The sequence below is a fragment of the Cryobacterium sp. AP23 genome, assembly GCF_054075385.1.
The window spans coordinates 2,020,487-2,037,435 of the sequence record NZ_CM133415.1 but is presented as its reverse complement, the minus strand read 5'-3'; the positions used below and the strand labels follow the sequence as shown (position 1 = coordinate 2,037,435).

Sequence of the window (16,949 nt, the reverse complement as noted above, 5' to 3'; positions counted from 1 at the left end):
TCCCCCCAACTCACCCATTACCCCGTAGTTCCAACAGAAGGAAGCACTCGTGAAGATCGACAAGGCTGAAGTAATCGTCACCAGCCCCGACCGCAACTTCGTCACCCTCAAGCTCACCACCGACGACGGCCTGACCGGCCTCGGCGACGCCACCCTGAACGGACGCGAACTGTCCGTGGTGGCATACCTCACCGAGCACGTCGTGCCGCTGCTGCTCGGCCGCGACGCCCACAACATCGAGGACACCTGGCAGTTCCTCTACCGCAGCGCATACTGGCGCCGTGGCCCGGTCACCATGGCCGCGATCTCCGCCGTCGACGTGGCCCTGTGGGACATCAAGGCCAAGGCGGCCGGGATGCCGCTGTACCAGCTGCTCGGCGGCGCCTCGCGCACCGGACTGCTGGCCTACGGCCACGCCTCCGGCAAGTCCCTCAACGAGGTGTTCGACAGCGTCAACTCGCACCTGGAGCAGGGCTTCAAGGCCATCCGCGTGCAGACCGGCGTTCCCGGGCTCGAGTCCATCTATGGCATCGCGTCCAACAAGGGCCTCCCCGGCAACGAGGGCGTGCGCTACGACCACGAGCCCGCCCAGCGCGGCGCTCTCCCGGCCGAGGAGGACTGGGACACCCGCTCTTACCTCCGCCACGTGCCCACCGTTTTCGAGGCCGTGCGCAACGAGTTCGGCCCCGAGCTGCCGCTGCTGCACGACGGCCATCACCGGATGACGCCCATCCAAGCCGCCAAGCTCGGCAAGTCGCTCGAGCCTTACGACCTGTTCTGGCTCGAGGACTGCACCCCGGCCGAGAACCAGGAGGCCCTGCGCCTGGTGCGCCAGCACACCACCACGCCGCTGGCGATCGGTGAGATCTTCAACTCGATCTGGGACTACCAGCAGATCATCCGCGAACAACTCATCGACTACGTGCGGAGCGCCGTCACCCACACCGGTGGCATCACCCACCTCAAGAAGATCCTCGAGTTCGCGGCGCAGTACCAGATCAAGTCCGGCATGCACGGCCCGACCGACATCTCCCCGGTGGGCATGGCCGCCGCGATGCATCTCGGTATGGCCATCCACAACTTCGGCATCCAGGAGTACATGAAGCACGGCGACAAGACCAACGCGGTCTTCGAGCAGTCCTACAGCTGGAACAACGGCATGCTGCACCCGGGCAACAAGCCGGGCCTCGGCGTGGAGCTGAACGTGGACGAGGCGGGCAAGTACCCGTACGCCACCGCCTACCTGCCGTACAACCGGCTGGCCGACGGAACGGTCCACGACTGGTGAGCGCCACACTGCAGAGCCTCAACCCCGACCCCACGGGTCGAGCGGCTCCGGCGCAGGTCTCGGCTGAGGCGCTGCAGGTCGTTGTGATGGGTGTGTCGGGTTCGGGGAAGAGCACCATCGGCGCCCTCCTGGCCCACTCCCTCGAGATCCCGTTCCTCGACGCCGACGGGCTGCACCCGCAGTCCAACATCGTCAAGATGGCCAGCGGGGTGCCCCTGACCGATGACGACCGCTGGCCCTGGCTGGCGCTGGTGGGCGCTGCCCTCGCCGACGCGGGAGCCGCGGGAACCGGGCTCGTGATCGCCTGTTCAGCGCTCAAACGGGTCTACCGGGACGCGATTCTCCAGGCGGCGCCGAACGTACGGTTCGTGCACCTGGCCGGTTCCCTCGAGGTGCTCGGCAACCGGCTCGAGGGCCGCAGCGAACACTTCATGCCCCCGGCGTTGCTGCGCTCGCAGCTGGCGACCCTGGAGGAATTGCAGACGGGCGAACCCGGTTTCGCGGTCGACATCGACCAGCCGGTGCTCAACGTGGTCGCCGAATCCGTGGCCCGGCTGGACGCGCCGGCGCTGCCCGCATCCGTCACGATCGGTATCGGCCGGGGCGGTCTGCCCGTGGTCCGGGTCGATGGCGCGGCCGGCGCGGCCGAGGTCTACCTGCAGGGCGCGCACGTGACCAGCTTCACGCCGGCGGGTCAACCGCCGGTGCTGTGGATGAGCGCGCTCAGCGAGTTCGCTGCCGGCCGGCCCCTGCGCGGCGGGGTGCCGGTCTGCTTCCCGTGGTTCGGACCGCTGGCGGCAGACCCCACGGCGCCCGCCCACGGGTTCGCCCGGATCGCCGACTGGCAGCTCACCGAGGCGCGGGAGGCGGGCGACGACGTCGTCCTGGTCTTCCGCCTCACCGACAGTGCGCAGACCAGGTCCTCCGCGTGGCCGCACCGGTTCGAGGTGCACTACACCGTGACGGTCGGCGCCCGGTTGGGCCTGTCCCTGCAGGTGCGCAACCTGGATGCCGAAACGGTCACGTTCCAGGAGGCCTTCCACACCTACCTGAGTGTGTCGGACATCCAGGCCGTTCAGGTCTCGGGATTCGAAGGTCTTCCGTTCATCGACCGGTTGGCCGGCCCGGACCAGCAGGTCGCCGAGACCCGTCCGGTGACGGTGTCGGGAGAGACCGATCGGATCTACCTCGGCACGAGCGCCGACGCACGGGTCTCCGACGGGTCGGGGCGCACGGTGACGATCTCCACCGAGGGGTCGGCAAGCCGGGTGCTCTGGAATCCCTGGATCGCGAAGGCCGCGGCGATGCCCGACTTCGGCGACGCCGAATGGACCGGGATGCTGTGCGTCGAGACCGCGAATGTGCTGAGCGACGCCATCGTCCTCGCGCCGGGGGAGTCGCACACCATGAGCGCGGTCATCACCCCGTCGACCTGACGGGGCATGGTCGGCACCCCCGTTCGGGAGTAGTTTGGCGCGATGATTCGCACACATCGCACGGTCGCTGCCCGAGGCGCCATAGCGCTGGCGGTCTCCGTCCTGTTCTCCGGAATCCTCGTCGCGGGAACCGCCCAGGCGGCGCCCGCCGGCGTCACGGGCCAGCCCGGGCAGGGCCAGTCCGGTTACAGCCACTCCGGTCACAACCGAAGCCCTGTCGCAACGTATATCGCCCTGGGCGACTCGTACGCGGCCGGGCAGGGCGCCCCGCCGTACGAGAACGCCTGCCTGCAGAGCGACTCCAGCTACCCGGAGCTGCTCGATGACGTGAAACACGTCAAGCTGGTCGCCGACCCGAGTTGCAGTGGGGCGACAACGGAGGACGTGGTCACCAGCCAGCTTCCGTCACTCCGGAAGACCAGGAAGATCGACGGGGTGACGCTGACCATCGGCGCCAATGACCTGAACGGCCCCGCCGTCGCTGCGGCCTGCTCGATGTCGTTCGAGTCGCCGGCCTGCCAGGAGGGTCTGGCCGCGGTCTACGCCCTCCTGACGCCACCGGCGCCGGAGCTTCCCAGCGAACTGGCGGTACGGCTGAGCGATACGTTCACGGCCGTGGCCACCACGATTCCCGGCGCGACGATCCTGGTGACGGGCTATCCGTACCTGTTCGAGACGCCGCCGCCGACAGACCCGAACTACGAGATCATCGCGCAACTCAACACGGCGACCGCCGCGCTCAACGACACGATCGCGGGTGTGGCGGCTCAACTCGCCCAGTCGGGCATCGACATCCACTTTGTCGACGTGACCGCGGCGTTCACCGGGCACGGCATCGGCAGCGCGGACCCGTGGATCAATTCGACGGGGATCGAGGCGTTCCACCCGACCGCGGCCGGCTATCTGGCCTATGCCGCGGCCGTGCGGGCGGAGTTCAAGCGGTAGTTCTCACGCGGTAGTTCTCAGGCGGCGACGCGCAGGGCTTCACGCAGGTGCGTGAGGCCTTCGCTGAGCCGGCTGTCGGCGACGGCGGGGGTGACGCCGAGCAGGTCGGCGACCTGGTCGTTGCTGAAGCCCGCGTAGTAGGCGAGGTGGATGGCCTGGCGGTGCTCCGGCGACAGGGTGTCGATGGCTTCCGTGGCGTGGTCGAGGGTATGGGTGGCAGTGAACATGTGAATCGAACTTTTCGTATGGACGTGTGAAGGCGGCGCGCAGCGCTGCGAGCGCCGGGATTTCTTACAGCGTGAATGATCGACCGAAAGTCCCGGTCGAGTGGTGTCCGACCGGGTAGTGACCCGATCGAGCGGTGTGCGGCTCCGGCCATGGATTGGGGCAGCGGAGTGGTCGGATCGTGATAAAGATCGACGCGCAACTTCCTACACTAACACATCAGACACGTCCGCCCCGACGCGCCCCCGGTTCCCGGGCGGGAACGAGGGCGCGTCGGGGCGCGGTGGGGGCACTGACCGGTGGCTAGGCCAGGGTCGCGATGTCGATCACGAAGCGGTAGCGCACATCCGACTTCAACACCCGCTCGTAGGCCTCGTTGATGTAGTCCGCGGCGATGAGCTCGGTCTCGGGCGCGATGCCGTGCTCGGCGCAGAAGTCGAGCATCTCCTGGGTCTCGCCGATGCTGCCGATGCCGGATGCGGCGTAGGAGCGGCGGTTGCCCATGAGGCCGAACACGGAGATGGGCAGCGGCTCGGCGGGGGCGCCGACGTTGACCATCGTGCCGTCCAGGCGCAGCAGCGAGAGGTAGGCCTGCAGGTCGACGGGAGCGCTGACCGTGTTGATGATGAGGTCGAACTCGTTCGCGAGGGTGTCGAACGTCGCGGCGTCGCTGGTCGCGTAGTAGTGGTCGGCGCCGAACCGGATGCCGTCGTCCTGCTTACTCAGCGACTGCGAGAGTACGGTGACCTCGGCGCCCATGGCGTGGGCGATCTTGACGGCCATGTGGCCGAGTCCGCCCATACCGACGACGGCGACCTTCTTGCCCGGTCCCGCATTCCAGTGCGCGAGCGGCGAGTAGGTGGTGATGCCGGCGCAGAGCAGGGGAGCGGCGGCCTCGAACGGGATCGACTCGGGGACCTTGAGTACGAAGTCTTCGACGACGACCACGTGGGTGGAGTAGCCGCCCTGGGTGACGGTGCCGTCACGGTCGACGCTGGTGTAGGTCTGGGTGTTGCCGGCGAGGCAGTAGTTCTGCATTCCGGCGAGGCAGTTGACGCACTCGCGGCAGGAGTTGACCATGCAGCCGACGCCGACCCGGTCGCCCACGCTGTGCAGGGATACCTCGGAGCCGACCTCGGTGACGATACCGACGATCTCGTGGCCGACGACCTGCGGGTAGGAAATGGGTCCCCACTCACCACGGACCGTGTGGATGTCGGAGTGGCAGACGCCGGAGTACTTGATCTCGATCAGGACGTCCTTGGCACCGACGTCCCGTCGCTCGATGGTGGTCTTGATGAGGGGCGCGGTCGCGGAGGGAGCCGCGTAGGCGTTGACGGTGAGCATGATTCTCCCTGGGATAGCAAAAAATGGAATCTAGCCATCCAAGCATCTCCGCCCCCATACCCCGCGCCTCAAGCAGGTACTGTCAGAGCACGTCTTGCCGGGAATACGGCCGGCTGACAAGCTGTGGGACATGCTGATTGGTATAGATCCCCTGCTGGGCGGCGAGCTTCTCAAACTGCTCGACGAGATGGGCCACGGCGACGAACTGCTCCTGGTCGACCGCAACTACCCGGCCGCCGCGTCGGGTCGCCCGGTCGTGCGGCTGGGCCCAGCGAGCGTGACCGAGGCGGCCGCGGCCATCCTCAGTGTCTTCCCGCTGGACCGCTTCGTCGACCGGCCGGTGGAGCGGATGGAGGTCGACGACGACCCCGCCGTCGTCGGCGAGTCCCAGGCCGAGGTGCTCGCCGTCGCCCGGCGCGGCTGGCCGGAACTGGAGTTCGGCGTCGTTCCCCGGCTGGACTTCTACCACCGCGCCCAGAACGCCTACGCGGTGGTGCACACCCTGGATGCCCGGCCCTACGGCTGCTTCATCCTGCGCAAGGGCGTCGTGAACGACTAACCCGTTGTGACGAGGTACTCGGCGGTGGCGACGTCGGTGATGAGCACGTCGATCCACCCGCCCTGGGCCGCGGCCCGGATGGCCTCGTGCTTGCGCGCGCCGCCGGCGATCCCCACCTTGCGCGGCACCCGGCGGAGGTCCTCGACGCTGATCCCCAGGACCCGCTCGTTCAGGGACGACTGCACCAGCGCCCCGTCGGCGTCGAAGAAGCGCAGGCAGACGTCGCCGACGGCGCCGCTGGTGCGCAGCAGTTCCATCTCGGTCTGGGAGACGACGTTGCCGGAGTCCTTCAGCAGCGGGGAGGGCTGCAGGCTGCCGATGCCCACCAGCAGCACCGTGAGCGTGCTCCACTCGCCGGCGACCTGGCCGATGTACTCGTCCTGCAGCAGGGCCGTGCGGAGTTCCGCGCTGGCCACCACGCCGGGGGCGGCGACGAACCGCGGGGTCGCCCCGGTGATCCGGGCGAGACGGTCGGTGAGGTGGGTGGCCTGCACCTGCACGGTCGGGTTGCCGACCCCGCCGATGACCTGCACCACGGTGTCCGCCGAGCGCCCGGTGCGCGGCACCATCGCGTCGACGGTGGCGAGCAGGGTGGACGACCAGGAGGAAATCCCGACCCGGTCCTGGCCGGTCAGCGAGGTCTCGAGGTACGCCGCGCCGGCGCCGCCCAGGGCCCGGAGAATGGAGGAGTCGTCGTCGCCGAGCCGGTCGGCCACCACGACGTCGCTCAGGCCGTACCGGTCCCGCACCCTGTCCTCGAGGTCGGGGTGCACCCCGGGTGGCGCCACCACAATGGTGCGCACCACCCCGAGGTTGACCGCTTCCTTGAGGAAGCGGGACACCCGCGACTGGGAGATGTTCAGGCGTTCGGCGATCTCCGGCTGACGCAGGCCCTGCTCGTGGTACATCCGTGCGATCTTGGTGAGCAGGCCAAGCCGGTCGGTGGGCAACCGGCTCGACAGTGCTGCCGGTGTTTCGCTGGACATACCGGTCAGTTTATCTAGTACGACGTGAACAGGGCCTGCTGCGCCAGCCGCAGCGCCCCCATCGCGTCATGGTTGGCCTGGGCCTCCTGCATGGCCTGGATGTCGAGCTTGCCGAGGCCGCGCTGCACGGTCTTCAGGAAGTCGATGGCCATGTTCGCGGCATCGACGCTGTCCTCCCGGAACGGGAACTGGTCCAGTTGCCAGACCCCGTGCCAGTTGTTCTTTTCCAGCGTGTAGAAGAACTCGAACAGCTCGATCGGATGCACCGTGCCGGCGACGAGGTCGTCGTCCCACTGCCGGAAGTTGTCATTGACGTCCATGCCGAACAGGCGGTTGTAGTCGATGGCGAGCTGGGCGGAGTCCGCGGGGGACTCGCCGCCGAAGAGGGCGTGACCGAAGTCGAGCAGGATGCCCACGTTGGGCAGGCCGATCTTCTCGATGCCGAGCAGGGTGCGGGGCATCGAGTCGAAGCTCATGTGCACGCGGGGCTCGCGCGGCTTGTACTCGATCACGAACTTCACGTCGGGATTCTCGCTGGCCAGCCGGCCGACGCCGTCGAGGGACGCCTTCCAGAGGGCACCGTGGTCGACCTGGAACGGGTAGTCCCAGCCGTCCTGGCCCGGCCAGAGCTTCACGTAATCCGCGCCGAAGTGCCGCACCACGCCCACCGCATCCGTGATCAGGTCGTGCGCGAGTTCACGCACGCCGGGGTCTGGATTGGTGAAAGAGCCCTTCATGAACTCGCGGGTGTAGATCTCCGGGGTGATGCCGATCACGCTGAGCTTGTTGCGCTCCAGCGCCTCGCCGACCTGGGCGTTGTTGAAGTCGCCGCCAAAGAACGGGTAGTTGAGGTCGACGACCGAGAGGTCGCGAACCTGGCCGGCCAGGTCGATCGCGTCGAGGATGGTGCGCGGTTCGCCGTAGCCGTCGGTGGCGTAACGGTCGACATAGGTGGCGAAGTGCCAGATACCGGCGCCGTAGACCTGTTCGTGGGGCATGAGTCCTGCTTTCTGGTCAGTGTTGAATGCGCCGGCCGCGGGCGTGCCGCGGCCGGCGCGAGGTGTTATTCGATCGCGAAAAGGGTGTAGCTGTCGGCGTTGTCGGAGTTGATGACGACACAGTCGATGGACTGCTTCTCGTCTTCGCCGGTCTCGCCGTCGGTGATGAACTTGTCCGCCTGTTGCACGGCCAGTTCGGAGATCTGCACGGCGGGCTGGAGGCCCGTGGCCACCAGCTTGCCGTCCTTGATCGCCTGCACGGCGTCGGGGCTCCCGTCGAAGCCGGCGATCTTGATGGAGTCCAGCAGTCCGGCCGCTTCGACCGCCGCGACGGCGCCGAGCGCCATGGTGTCGTTGCCGGCGATGATGCCCTGGATGTCGGGATCGCGCTGCAGCAGGGTCTCCACCTTGGTGAAGGCTTCGTCCTGGCTCCAGTTGGCGGTCTCCTTGGCGGCGGGCACCAGGTTCGGGTACTGCGAGATCACGCTGGCGAACGCTTCGGAACGCACACCGGCGTTGGTGTCGGACTCCTTGCCGGTGAGTTCGATGTACTTGCCGCCCTCGGGCAGCGCCGCCACGAACTCTTCGGCCACGGCCGCGGCACCCTGGGCGTTGTTGGCCACGATCTGGGCGGTGGCGATGCCCGTCTCGTTGATCTCCCGGTCGATCAGGAACACCGGCACGCCGGCATCCACCGCCTTCTGGATCGGGCCGATGGAGGCGTCGGCGCCGGCGTTGTCGAGGATGATGGCCTTCGCATCGCTGTTGATGGCCGCGTCGATCAGCTCGCTCTGCTTGTTCGGGTCGTCGTCGTGCGAGGCGACCGAGGTTTCATAGCCGAGGCTCTCCGCCTCGGCCTTCGCCGCGTCGGCCTCGGCCTTGAAGAACGGGTTCTCCTGGGCCGGGGTGATGATCGCGATCAGGCCGCCGGCGGTGTCCTCCCCGCCGCCGCCACCGGCGGAGGAGGTGTCGCCGGGGGTATCGCTGGAGCAGCCGACGAGTGCAAGTGCGGTGAACGCGGCCGCGGCCGCGAGGAGTACTTTCTTTCGCATGTGTTCGCTACCTCTCTTGGTGGTGACTCTTGATGGTTCTCTCGGTGCATCCCGGCGTCGTCGCCGGGCGCGGTTTCCGGTCAGGCCGCGGCGGGCGCGGGCGGGCCGGAAGACTTGTTCGCCGCGGCCAGGGCCGCGTTCTTGGATCGCTTGATGCGTTGCTGGGCCTGGTCGAGCATCACGGCCAGGATGATGACGGCGCCCTTGATGAGGATCTGCCAGAAGGTGGACACTCCCACGATCACCAGCCCGTCGCTGAGGAACCCGATCACGAAGGCGCCGACGAGCACGCCGCGCACATTGCCGCGGCCGCCGGTGAGGGCGGCGCCGCCGATGACGCAGGCGGCGATGGCGTTGAGCTCGAAGGTCTCGCCCAATTGCGGGGCGGCGCTGGTGAGCTCGGAGGAGATGATCAGGCCGGTGGTCGCGGCGCAGAAGCCGCTGATCATGTAGACGCGCAGTTTCACCTTCCGCACGGGCACGCCGGCCAGCTCTGCGGCGCGTTCGTTGCCGCCGGTGGCGTACACCCAGCGGCCGAACGGGGTTTTCCGTAGCACGAACACCGCGATCAGGGCGAAGACCACCATGATCCAGATCGCCGTGGGCACCCCGAGGATGCGGCCGCCGCCGATCAGGTTGAAGCCGGTGTTGCCGAGTTCGGGGTCGCCGCCGAGCTTCGGGTAGGTCGAGCCGTTGGAGATCAGCAGGGCGGCGCCCCTGGCGACGTACAACATTCCCAGGGTGGCGATGAATGGGGCGACACCGAACCGGGTGACCAGGGTGCCGTTGATGAAACCGACCAGGGTGCCGACGGTGAGGGAGCAGAGCACGACCACCCAGACCTGCGGGTAGAGCACCACGTCGAGGGAGTCCAGTTGGAAGCCCTGCAGCAGCACGCCGGCGACCACCCCGGACAGGCCGACGGTGGACCCGATCGACAGGTCGATGCCGCCCTTGAGGATGACGAAGAGCATGCCGAGGGCGAGGATCGCGTTGTAGGCGACGTGTTTGGTCATGGTGATCATGTTGTTCACCGACAGGAACGAGTCGCTGAGCGCCGAGAAGATGATGATCAGCACGATCAGGGCGATGAACGCCCGGCCCTCGAGCAGGATGCCGCCGAGGTCGACGTCGTTGCCGCGAAAGCTGAACCGGCGGGGTGCGCGGGGCGGCTGCTGGTCGCCGGCGGGCGCCGGCCGGGGTTGGGTGACGGTCATGCGCCTGCTCCAGTTTCTTCATCGGTGGACTCGCCGGAGGCGATCATCAGTTCTTCACGGGTGGCGGTGCGGGGGTCGAATTCCCGCACGATGCGTCCCTTGGACATCACGATCACCCGGTTGGCCGCGTTGAGCGCCTCGCCGACCTCGGACGTGGCGTACAGGATGCCGAGGCCGCGGCGGGCCTCGCGGGCCATCAGCGCGAAGATCTCGGCCTTGGCGCCCACGTCGATGCCGCGGGTCGGTTCGTCCAGCAGCAGCACCTCCGGGGCGGTGAGCAGCACCTTGCCGATCACGACCTTCTGCTGGTTGCCGCCGGAGAGCGAGGTGATCGCGGCGGTGGGGCCGGCGGTCTTCACCCGCACATCGGAGATTTCCTGCTGCACGGCGGTGCGTTCGCCCGGCTTGGAGATCCAGAGGCCCTTCACGAACGAGAGCAGCCCGGCCAGCGACACGTTCTCTCCCACCGACATGGTCTGCACCAGGCCGTCCCGCTGCCGGTCCTCCGGCACAAGGGCCAGGCCCAGGTCGATGCGTTCGGCGATGCTCTCCCGGTTGAGCGCCCGGCCCTTGAGGGTCACGGTGCCGCTCTGCACCGGCACCCGGCCGGCCAATGCCTCCAGCAGTTCGGTGCGGCCGGCGCCCATCAGCCCGTAGAGGCAGACCAGTTCACCCTCGCGCACGTCGAGGCTGAAGCCGTCCACCGACAGCCGGGCGGCGTTGGTGGGGTCGGCGACGGTGACGTCGCGAAGCGAGAGCACGACCTCGCCGAACTCGGTGAGCAGGTCGGGGGAGAGGTCGTCGGCGCTGCGGCCGACCATGTTGGAGATCACCCAGTCGAGGTCGATGTCGGCGCGCTCGCCGGTGGCGACGAGGGCGCCGTCGCGGAAGACCACGGCGTGGTCGGCGATCTCCAGCGCCTCCTCGAGGTGGTGCGAGATGTACACGATGGCCACGCCGGCCGCGGTCAGCTCGCTGATCACCCGGAACAATACCTCGACCTCGCTGCCGCTGAGGGCGGAGGTCGGTTCGTCCATGATCAGCACCCGGGCCTCACCGGCCAGCGCCCGGGCGATCTCCACCACCTGCTGCTGGCCCAGCCGCAGGTCGGCGACGAGGGTCTTCGGGTTCAGCGACTCCTCCAGCCGCTCCAGCAGGGTGAGGGTCTCGGCGGTCTCCTGGCGTTCGTTCACGACGATGCCGCCCTGCACCAGTTCCCGGCCCATGAAGATGTTGTCCCGCACGCTGAGGTTGGGGCACAGGCTGAGTTCCTGGTGGATGATCGCGATGCCGCGACCGCTGGCGTCGACGGTGTTGCGCAGCACCACTTCTTCGCCGTCGAGTTCGAGCACGCCGGAGGTGGGCGATTCGACGCCGCTGAGGATCTTCATCAGGGTGGACTTGCCGGCCCCGTTCTCGCCGAACAGCACGGTGACGGTGCCGCGGCGGATCTCGAAGTCGACGCCCTTGAGCGCCTGGGTGGCGCCGTAGCTCTTGGCGATGCCGATGGCGCGCATCACCACATCCGTGGACGGCGGGGTCCGGGTGCCGGGGATCGTCATTCCTCCACCTCGAAACTCACCGGCACGACCGAGACCAGCGCCGGGTTGACCCGGGTGTACGCGCCGGTCACGGTGACGGTCTTTCCGGCGATGGTGGCCGGGTCGACGTCGCCGAGCACGTCGGTGCGCACCAGGTTGTTGAGCTCGGTGGCGACGGTCTGGTACTCGAGTTGGTTGGTGAACTCGTTGAAGCTCACGGTGCCGGTGACGTCGCGGATGGCCGTGCCGTTCAGCGCCGGCCCGATCTGCACCTGCACGGTGACATCGGGCGGCACGCCCTCGACGGTGACGGGCAGGATCGCGCCGGCCGGGGTCCCGGCGACTCCGGTGAAGGTGACCGGGAAGCTGTAGGCGCTGCTGGAGCCGGAGGTGTTGCCGAACTCGGCCTCGTCGGCGCCGCCGGCCAGGTCGCCGAGCAGGGTGCTGAGGTCGAGCGCGTCGTCCTCGATCTGCGGCACGATCTCGGAGTCGAACCGGTCGGCCGCATAGCTGGCCGGGTCGAAACCGCCGGCCGCACGGGCCTCGTTGTCCTCGATGCTCACCACCTTGACGCTCATCGCGGCGGCGACCAGCACAACCAGGGCCGCGAGAGTGCCGACCATCCAGGGTTTGACCCGACGGGGTCGTTGGGGACTGCGTGCCATGACGGGGTACTGCTCCTTTGCAGATGGTGGTGCAGGACGTGCGGATGGTGCGGGTCGGGCGCTCTAGTGCGGAACGGGGGTTGATCGGGTGGAGGAGACGGGCAGGCCGCGGGCGCCGGCGACCGCCGCCAGCCAGCCCTGCCGGCGGTGACGGCTCTGGTCGGGGTCGAGTCGTGGGGTGAAGGTCGTGGCCTGGCGGGGCAGGGCGAGCACGTCGGCGTCGGTCCAGATCCCGGCCTGCACGCCGGCGAGGTAGGCCACCCCGAGGGCGGACAGCGCGGCGACGTCGGGCCGGATGACGTCCCGGTGGCTGAGGTCGGCCTGTGCCTGCATCAGCCAGTCGTTGCCGGACGGGCCGCCGTCCACCCTGATCCGGTCGATCCGGGCGCCCCCGGCGTCGGCGGCGGCGAGCACGTCCTCGATCTGCAGCGGGATGGATTCGGCCGCGGCCCTGGCCAGGTCGGCGGCTCCGGTGCCCAGGCCAAGGCCCACGATCACGGCGTGCGCGTTCTCGTCCCACCACGGTGCCCCGAGACCGGAGAACGCGGGCACGAGGTCGATGCCGTGGTCGGCGGGGGCAGTCTCGGCCAGTGCGAACAGGGCGGCGGGGGTGCTGCCGAGCAGGCCGGCCAGCCACACCATCGTCGAGCCGGTGGAGAGGATGTTGCCCTCGAACGCGTAGGAGGTGGTGTCGGTCTGCCACGCGATCGTGCGCACCAGCCCGGCGGCGGCCTGGGCGTCGGCGGCACTGCCGTCGACGAGACCCATGATCGACGAGCCGGTGCCGTACGTCACCTTGACCTCGCCGGGGCCGCGCACACCGTGCGCGTACAGGGCGGCGTGCGAGTCGGCCATCACCGCGAGCACCCGGGTGTGCTCGGGCAGCGACGACACCCCGGTGATCTCGGCGCTCGGGCTCGTGGAGGCCACGATCGCGGGCAGCGCCGCCCGCGGGATGGTGAAGAGGGCGAGCAGCCGGTCGTCCCAGTCGAGGGTGTCCAGGTTGAGCAGCTGGGTGCGGCTGGCGTTGCCGGCCTCGATGCGGTGCTCGCCGGTGAGCCGGAAGAGCAGCCAGGAGTCCACGGTGCCCAGGCAGATCTCGCCGGCCCGGCTGCGGCTGCGGTCGGGGTCGACAGTGTCCAGCAGCCAGGCGAGCTTGAGGGCGGAGAACATCGGGTCGATCGGCAGCCCGGTGATCGTCTGCACCAGCGGGCCGTGGCCGGCGGCGGTGAGTGCGCCGGCGGCGTCGCTGGTGCGGCGGTCCTGCCAGCCGAGCAGCGGCCCGAGCGCCTGGCCGGTGGCCCGGTCCCAGGCCAGCGCCGATTCGCGCTGGCTGGACAGGCCGACGGCGACGACCCGGTCGCTCAGGCCCGCCGTCGCCTCGGCGAGGCCGCGGGTGACGCTCTCGAAGATCTCCTCGGCGTCCTGCTGCACCCAGCCCGGATGCGGGTGGGCCTGGCCGACCGGAACCGTGGCGGACGCCACGATCGCGCCGGCCGCATCCACGATGACGACCTTGGTGGAGCTGGTGCCCTGGTCGATCGCGACGACGACCGGACCTGCGTCAGCCATTCGTCCTCGCATCCCGGGCGGCGGCGGCGACGGAGGCGGCCGTGAGGCCGAAGTAGTCGAGCAGGAAGTCGGTGCTGCCGGTCGGCGCGAACTCGGTCAGGCCCAGGATGCGCACGGGCACCCGGGCATTCCGGCCGAGCTGGGCCACGACGGATGCCACAGCGGCGCCGAGGCCGCCGGCGATGTTGCCCTCTTCGGCGGTGACGATCGCCCCGGTCTGTTCGGCGGCGGCCACGATCGCCGCCACATCCAGCGGCGCGATGTAGGCCGCGTTCAGCACCCGCACGCTCAGCCCGTCCGCGGCCAGCAGGTCGGCGGCCTCGAGGGTGCGGGAGACCAGGGTGCCGGTGCCGATCAAAGTCACATCGGAGCCCTCGCGCAGGGTCTGGAAGCGGCCGCGCTCGAGCACGGAATCGGCCGGGGAGACGTCGGGCACCTTGTGCCGGCCCACCCGGATGTACATCGGGCGGGGGCTGGCGACGGCCTGCTGCACGGCCTGCCGGGTCTGCAAGCGGTCGGCGGGAACGACGATGTCCAGGCCGGGGAGGGCGCGCAGCCAGGAGAAGTCCTCGACGGAGTGGTGGGTGGGGCCCAGTTCTCCGTAGGCCATGCCGGGGCTCATGCCGCACAGGATAACCGGGTGCTGGCTGTAGGCCACGTCGGCCTTGACCTGTTCGAGGGACCGGCCGGTGAGGAACGGGCCGGCCGCGCAGACGAAGGGAATGAAGCCGGCGCTGGCAAGGCCCGCGCCGACTCCGACCATGTTCTGCTCGGCGATGCCCACGTTGATCAGCCGGTCCGGGAACTCGTCGCGGAAGGCGACCAGGTTGCTCGACCCGACGGAGTCGTTGCAGACGGCGACGATCCTCTCGTCGGCGCGGGCGAGCTGGATCAGCTCGTCGGCGAAGGCGGTGCGGTTGTCGTAGAGGCCCGGTGTGGTCGTCGCGGTGCTCATGCCAGTTCCTCCAGTGCCAGTACTACCTGTTCCTTGGACGGCACTTTATGGTGCCACTCCACCCGGTCCTCGATGAACGACACGCCCTTGCCCTTGGTGGTGTTGGCGATCACCGCGACGGGCTTGCCGGTGCTGGACGGCTTGAAGGCCGCCGCAAGCTGTTCGTAGTCGTGGCCGTCGATGATCCGCAGTTCCCAGCCGAAGGCGAGCAGCTTCTCGTCGAGCGGGTCGAGCGAGGAGGTTTCCTCGGTGCGGGCGCCCTGCTGCAGCCGGTTGCGGTCGACGACGGCGGTGAGGTTGTCGAGTTCGTAGTGGGCGCCGGTCATCAGCGCCTCCCAGTTGCTGCCCTCCTGCATCTCGCCGTCGCCCATCACGGCGAAGACGCGGGCGCCGTTGCCGGCGAGCTTGGCGGCCAGCGCCTGGCCGACGGCGACGGGCAGGCCGTGGCCGAGCGGCCCGGTGTTGGTTTCGACGCCGGGTACCTTGTTGCGGTTGGGGTGGCCGTTCAGGGCCGAGAGTGGGCCCATGAAGGTGAGCAGTTCGCCGGGCGAGAAGTAGCCGCAGCTGGCCAGGGTGGCGTAGAGGGCGGCGGCGCAGTGGCCCTTGCTGAGCACGAACCGATCCCGGCCCTCACGGTGCGGGTCGGCGGGGTCGATGCGGAGCACGCCGTTGAACAGAACGGTGAGGATGTCGGTCACCGAGAAGTCGCCGCCGATGTGGCCCTGGCCGGCGTTGTCGATCATCCGCACGACGTCGCTGCGGGTGTCATTCGCGCGGCGGTGCAGCAGGGCGGTCCGGTCGGCGGCGGATGCCTCGGCCAGTTTCGCCTGCAGCGCACGCCAGGTCTCAACCTGGTTGACATCGGTCTCTAACAGCATCTTTGCCGCACATCCCTTGCATATCTATTCACACGTGCCTGAACAACCACCAGCATGACATGCGCTTCCGGGATGTGTCAATACCCCGCGACCCGTGACCTGAGCCGCCAAAATCTCTAATTTTTGGGGGCCCTTCTCACGGCTCGCGGGACGGCGGGGTCGCGTGAGGAGGGCGTGGGGGGGGGGGGGGGGGGGGAGGAAGGTACGAGGAGTGGCTAGGGGAGGCCGAGGAGGCGCAGGCCGGCCGCGGCGGCGGCGCCCACGATGACCACCACGAGGAAGGGTGCCTTCAACCAGAGGGCGATTGCCGCCGCGACGAGGGCGCCGAGGCGGGAGTCGAGCGCGAGTTCCTGGCCGCTGGCCACGGCGTTCGCCATGGTCAGGGAGGCCAGCAGGCCGATGGTGAGGGTACCGGCCACCCGGGCCACGCGGGGGTTGGTCAGCCATTTCCTCGGCACCAGGTAGCCGACCAGCTTGGTGAGGAACCCGACGACGCAGGCGATCACGATCCAGATCCAGAGGCCGCTCACGAGGATGCCGTCCGGGTTGCGTCATCGGTGGGCGGGTAGGGGTCGACGTCGGGTTCGAGGCCCTCGCCCTCCGGACCGGACGCGTAGCCGAACCAGCCGATCAGGGCGGCGACGACGGCCGCGACCAGGATAGGCACGCCGGGTGGCACGAACGGCACCGCGAGCACGGTGGCGAGGGCGCATGCCGCGGCGATCGCGCCGGCCTCGCGGGAGCGCAGCCGGGGCCAGAGCAGGGCGAGGAACGCGGCGACCGCCGCGCCGTCCAGGCCCCACTGCTTCGGGTCGCCGAGCGCATCGCCGGCCAGGGCGCCAACCAGGGTGAACAGGTTCCAGAGCAGGAAGATACCCACCCCGGCCACCCAGAAACCGCGTTTCTGCTCGACCGGCTCACTCTGGCCGGTGCTCGTGGCCAGGGACTCGTCGATGGTGACGTGCGCCGCGGCCAGGCGTCGCCATCCGCGCGGGTGCAGCAGCACGTTCATCTGCATGCCATAGACGGCGTTGCGGATGCCGAGCAGGGCCGCGGCGCTCGCCGCAGCCACCGGGGTGCCGCCGCCGGCGATGACGCCGATGAACGCGAACTGCGAGCCGCCGGAGAACAGCAGCAGGCTCAGCAACTGGGTCTGCCAGACATCCAGCCCGGATGCGACCGAGAGCGCGCCGAAGGAGACGCCGTAGAGCCCGGTGGCGACGGCGATCGACACGCCCACCCGGGCTCCGGGGGACTGACGCAGGGACGTGGACACGTAGGCGAC

At 69.1% G+C, this 16,949-nt stretch carries 17 protein-coding genes; 4 read left to right on the top strand and 13 right to left on the bottom strand.

Annotation, left to right across the window (positions count from 1 at the left end; all coding sequences use genetic code 11):
• The first annotated feature begins 49 nt into the window (after window positions 1-49).
• From manD to ACU5E9_RS09725, 3 genes are read left to right on the top strand one after another with little or no spacing between them, the layout of a single operon-like run.
• Window positions 50-1,288, top strand: coding sequence for a D-mannonate dehydratase ManD (gene manD, locus ACU5E9_RS09735; protein WP_456813392.1), 1,239 nt, complete (start codon window positions 50-52; stop codon window positions 1,286-1,288).
• A complete protein-coding gene (locus ACU5E9_RS09730) occupies window positions 1,285-2,724 on the top strand; it encodes a gluconokinase, GntK/IdnK-type (protein WP_456813391.1) in 1,440 nt (479 codons plus the stop codon). The genes manD and ACU5E9_RS09730 overlap by 4 nt, the downstream gene beginning before the upstream one ends.
• Window positions 2,725-2,766: 42 nt before the next feature.
• On the top strand, window positions 2,767-3,669 hold the full coding sequence (locus ACU5E9_RS09725) for an SGNH/GDSL hydrolase family protein (RefSeq protein ID WP_456813390.1): 903 nt from the start codon (window positions 2,767-2,769) through the stop codon (window positions 3,667-3,669).
• A gap of 17 nt (window positions 3,670-3,686) precedes the next feature.
• Here the strand turns inward: ACU5E9_RS09725 and ACU5E9_RS09720 are convergent, their stop codons facing one another.
• Both ACU5E9_RS09720 and ACU5E9_RS09715 read right to left on the bottom strand, forming a co-directional pair.
• Entirely contained in the window at window positions 3,687-3,896 is a 210-nt protein-coding gene (locus tag ACU5E9_RS09720; protein ID WP_456813389.1) for an RNA polymerase sigma factor, read from the bottom strand.
• Between the two features lie 301 nt (window positions 3,897-4,197).
• Window positions 4,198-5,241: an NAD(P)-dependent alcohol dehydrogenase gene (locus ACU5E9_RS09715; RefSeq protein ID WP_456813388.1), complete on the bottom strand. Its 1,044-nt coding sequence runs from the start codon at window positions 5,239-5,241 to the stop codon at window positions 4,198-4,200.
• A 130-nt stretch (window positions 5,242-5,371) separates the two neighbouring features.
• Between ACU5E9_RS09715 and ACU5E9_RS09710 the strand changes: the two genes are divergently transcribed.
• Complete coding sequence (locus tag ACU5E9_RS09710) at window positions 5,372-5,800, top strand: RbsD/FucU family protein (protein ID WP_456813387.1); 429 nt, start codon at window positions 5,372-5,374, stop codon at window positions 5,798-5,800.
• Here ACU5E9_RS09710 and ACU5E9_RS09705 read toward each other — a convergent pair.
• The 11 genes from ACU5E9_RS09705 to ACU5E9_RS09655 form a co-directional block, all read right to left on the bottom strand.
• Window positions 5,797-6,786 (bottom strand): sugar-binding transcriptional regulator, encoded by a 990-nt coding sequence (locus ACU5E9_RS09705; protein WP_456813386.1) that lies wholly within the window; start codon window positions 6,784-6,786, stop codon window positions 5,797-5,799. The two genes, ACU5E9_RS09710 and ACU5E9_RS09705, sit on opposite strands and share 4 nt — an antisense overlap.
• Before the next feature lie 14 nt (window positions 6,787-6,800).
• Window positions 6,801-7,784, bottom strand: a complete 984-nt coding sequence (locus ACU5E9_RS09700) for a sugar phosphate isomerase/epimerase family protein (RefSeq protein ID WP_456813385.1) — start codon at window positions 7,782-7,784, stop codon at window positions 6,801-6,803.
• 65 nt (window positions 7,785-7,849) lie between these two features.
• Window positions 7,850-8,836, bottom strand: a complete 987-nt coding sequence (locus ACU5E9_RS09695) for a substrate-binding domain-containing protein (RefSeq protein WP_456813384.1) — start codon at window positions 8,834-8,836, stop codon at window positions 7,850-7,852.
• Between the two features lie 80 nt (window positions 8,837-8,916).
• The gene (locus ACU5E9_RS09690; RefSeq protein WP_456813383.1) at window positions 8,917-10,053 is read right to left on the bottom strand and encodes an ABC transporter permease; all 1,137 of its coding nucleotides are present in this window, start codon (window positions 10,051-10,053) and stop codon (window positions 8,917-8,919) included.
• On the bottom strand, window positions 10,050-11,615 hold the full coding sequence (locus ACU5E9_RS09685; protein ID WP_456813382.1) for a sugar ABC transporter ATP-binding protein: 1,566 nt from the start codon (window positions 11,613-11,615) through the stop codon (window positions 10,050-10,052). Before ACU5E9_RS09685 ends, ACU5E9_RS09690 begins: the two co-directional genes overlap by 4 nt.
• Window positions 11,612-12,259 (bottom strand): DUF2291 family protein, encoded by a 648-nt coding sequence (locus ACU5E9_RS09680; RefSeq protein WP_456813381.1) that lies wholly within the window; start codon window positions 12,257-12,259, stop codon window positions 11,612-11,614. Before ACU5E9_RS09680 ends, ACU5E9_RS09685 begins: the two co-directional genes overlap by 4 nt.
• Window positions 12,260-12,322: 63 nt before the next feature.
• On the bottom strand, window positions 12,323-13,831 hold the full coding sequence (locus ACU5E9_RS09675; protein ID WP_456813380.1) for an FGGY family carbohydrate kinase: 1,509 nt from the start codon (window positions 13,829-13,831) through the stop codon (window positions 12,323-12,325).
• Entirely contained in the window at window positions 13,824-14,786 is a 963-nt protein-coding gene (locus ACU5E9_RS09670; RefSeq protein ID WP_456813379.1) for a transketolase family protein, read from the bottom strand. Before ACU5E9_RS09670 ends, ACU5E9_RS09675 begins: the two co-directional genes overlap by 8 nt.
• Entirely contained in the window at window positions 14,783-15,664 is an 882-nt protein-coding gene (locus ACU5E9_RS09665; RefSeq protein WP_456813378.1) for a transketolase, read from the bottom strand. The genes ACU5E9_RS09670 and ACU5E9_RS09665 overlap by 4 nt, the downstream gene beginning before the upstream one ends.
• Before the next feature lie 215 nt (window positions 15,665-15,879).
• The gene (locus ACU5E9_RS09660; RefSeq protein WP_456813377.1) at window positions 15,880-16,194 is read right to left on the bottom strand and encodes an AzlD domain-containing protein; all 315 of its coding nucleotides are present in this window, start codon (window positions 16,192-16,194) and stop codon (window positions 15,880-15,882) included.
• Window positions 16,191-16,940 carry an AzlC family ABC transporter permease gene (locus ACU5E9_RS09655; RefSeq protein ID WP_456813376.1) on the bottom strand — a complete coding sequence of 250 codons (750 nt, stop codon included), beginning with the start codon at window positions 16,938-16,940 and terminating at the stop codon, window positions 16,191-16,193. The genes ACU5E9_RS09660 and ACU5E9_RS09655 overlap by 4 nt, the downstream gene beginning before the upstream one ends.
• Window positions 16,941-16,949 lie beyond the last annotated feature (9 nt).

Bases quoted from the DNA above. Each gene is read 5' to 3' on its own strand.
- ACU5E9_RS09725 (WP_456813390.1), top strand. From the start codon at position 2,767: ATGATTCGCACACATCGCACGGTCGCTGCCCGAGGCGCCATAGCGCTG.
- ACU5E9_RS09720 (WP_456813389.1), bottom strand. From the start codon at position 3,896: ATGTTCACTGCCACCCATACCCTCGACCACGCCACGGAAGCCATCGAC.
- ACU5E9_RS09715 (WP_456813388.1), bottom strand. From the start codon at position 5,241: ATGCTCACCGTCAACGCCTACGCGGCTCCCTCCGCGACCGCGCCCCTC.
- ACU5E9_RS09710 (WP_456813387.1), top strand. From the start codon at position 5,372: ATGCTGATTGGTATAGATCCCCTGCTGGGCGGCGAGCTTCTCAAACTG.
- ACU5E9_RS09705 (WP_456813386.1), bottom strand. From the start codon at position 6,786: ATGTCCAGCGAAACACCGGCAGCACTGTCGAGCCGGTTGCCCACCGAC.
- ACU5E9_RS09700 (WP_456813385.1), bottom strand. From the start codon at position 7,784: ATGCCCCACGAACAGGTCTACGGCGCCGGTATCTGGCACTTCGCCACC.
- ACU5E9_RS09695 (WP_456813384.1), bottom strand. From the start codon at position 8,836: ATGCGAAAGAAAGTACTCCTCGCGGCCGCGGCCGCGTTCACCGCACTT.
- ACU5E9_RS09690 (WP_456813383.1), bottom strand. From the start codon at position 10,053: ATGACCGTCACCCAACCCCGGCCGGCGCCCGCCGGCGACCAGCAGCCG.
- ACU5E9_RS09685 (WP_456813382.1), bottom strand. From the start codon at position 11,615: ATGACGATCCCCGGCACCCGGACCCCGCCGTCCACGGATGTGGTGATG.
- ACU5E9_RS09680 (WP_456813381.1), bottom strand. From the start codon at position 12,259: ATGGCACGCAGTCCCCAACGACCCCGTCGGGTCAAACCCTGGATGGTC.
- ACU5E9_RS09675 (WP_456813380.1), bottom strand. From the start codon at position 13,831: ATGGCTGACGCAGGTCCGGTCGTCGTCGCGATCGACCAGGGCACCAGC.
- ACU5E9_RS09670 (WP_456813379.1), bottom strand. From the start codon at position 14,786: ATGAGCACCGCGACGACCACACCGGGCCTCTACGACAACCGCACCGCC.
- ACU5E9_RS09665 (WP_456813378.1), bottom strand. From the start codon at position 15,664: ATGCTGTTAGAGACCGATGTCAACCAGGTTGAGACCTGGCGTGCGCTG.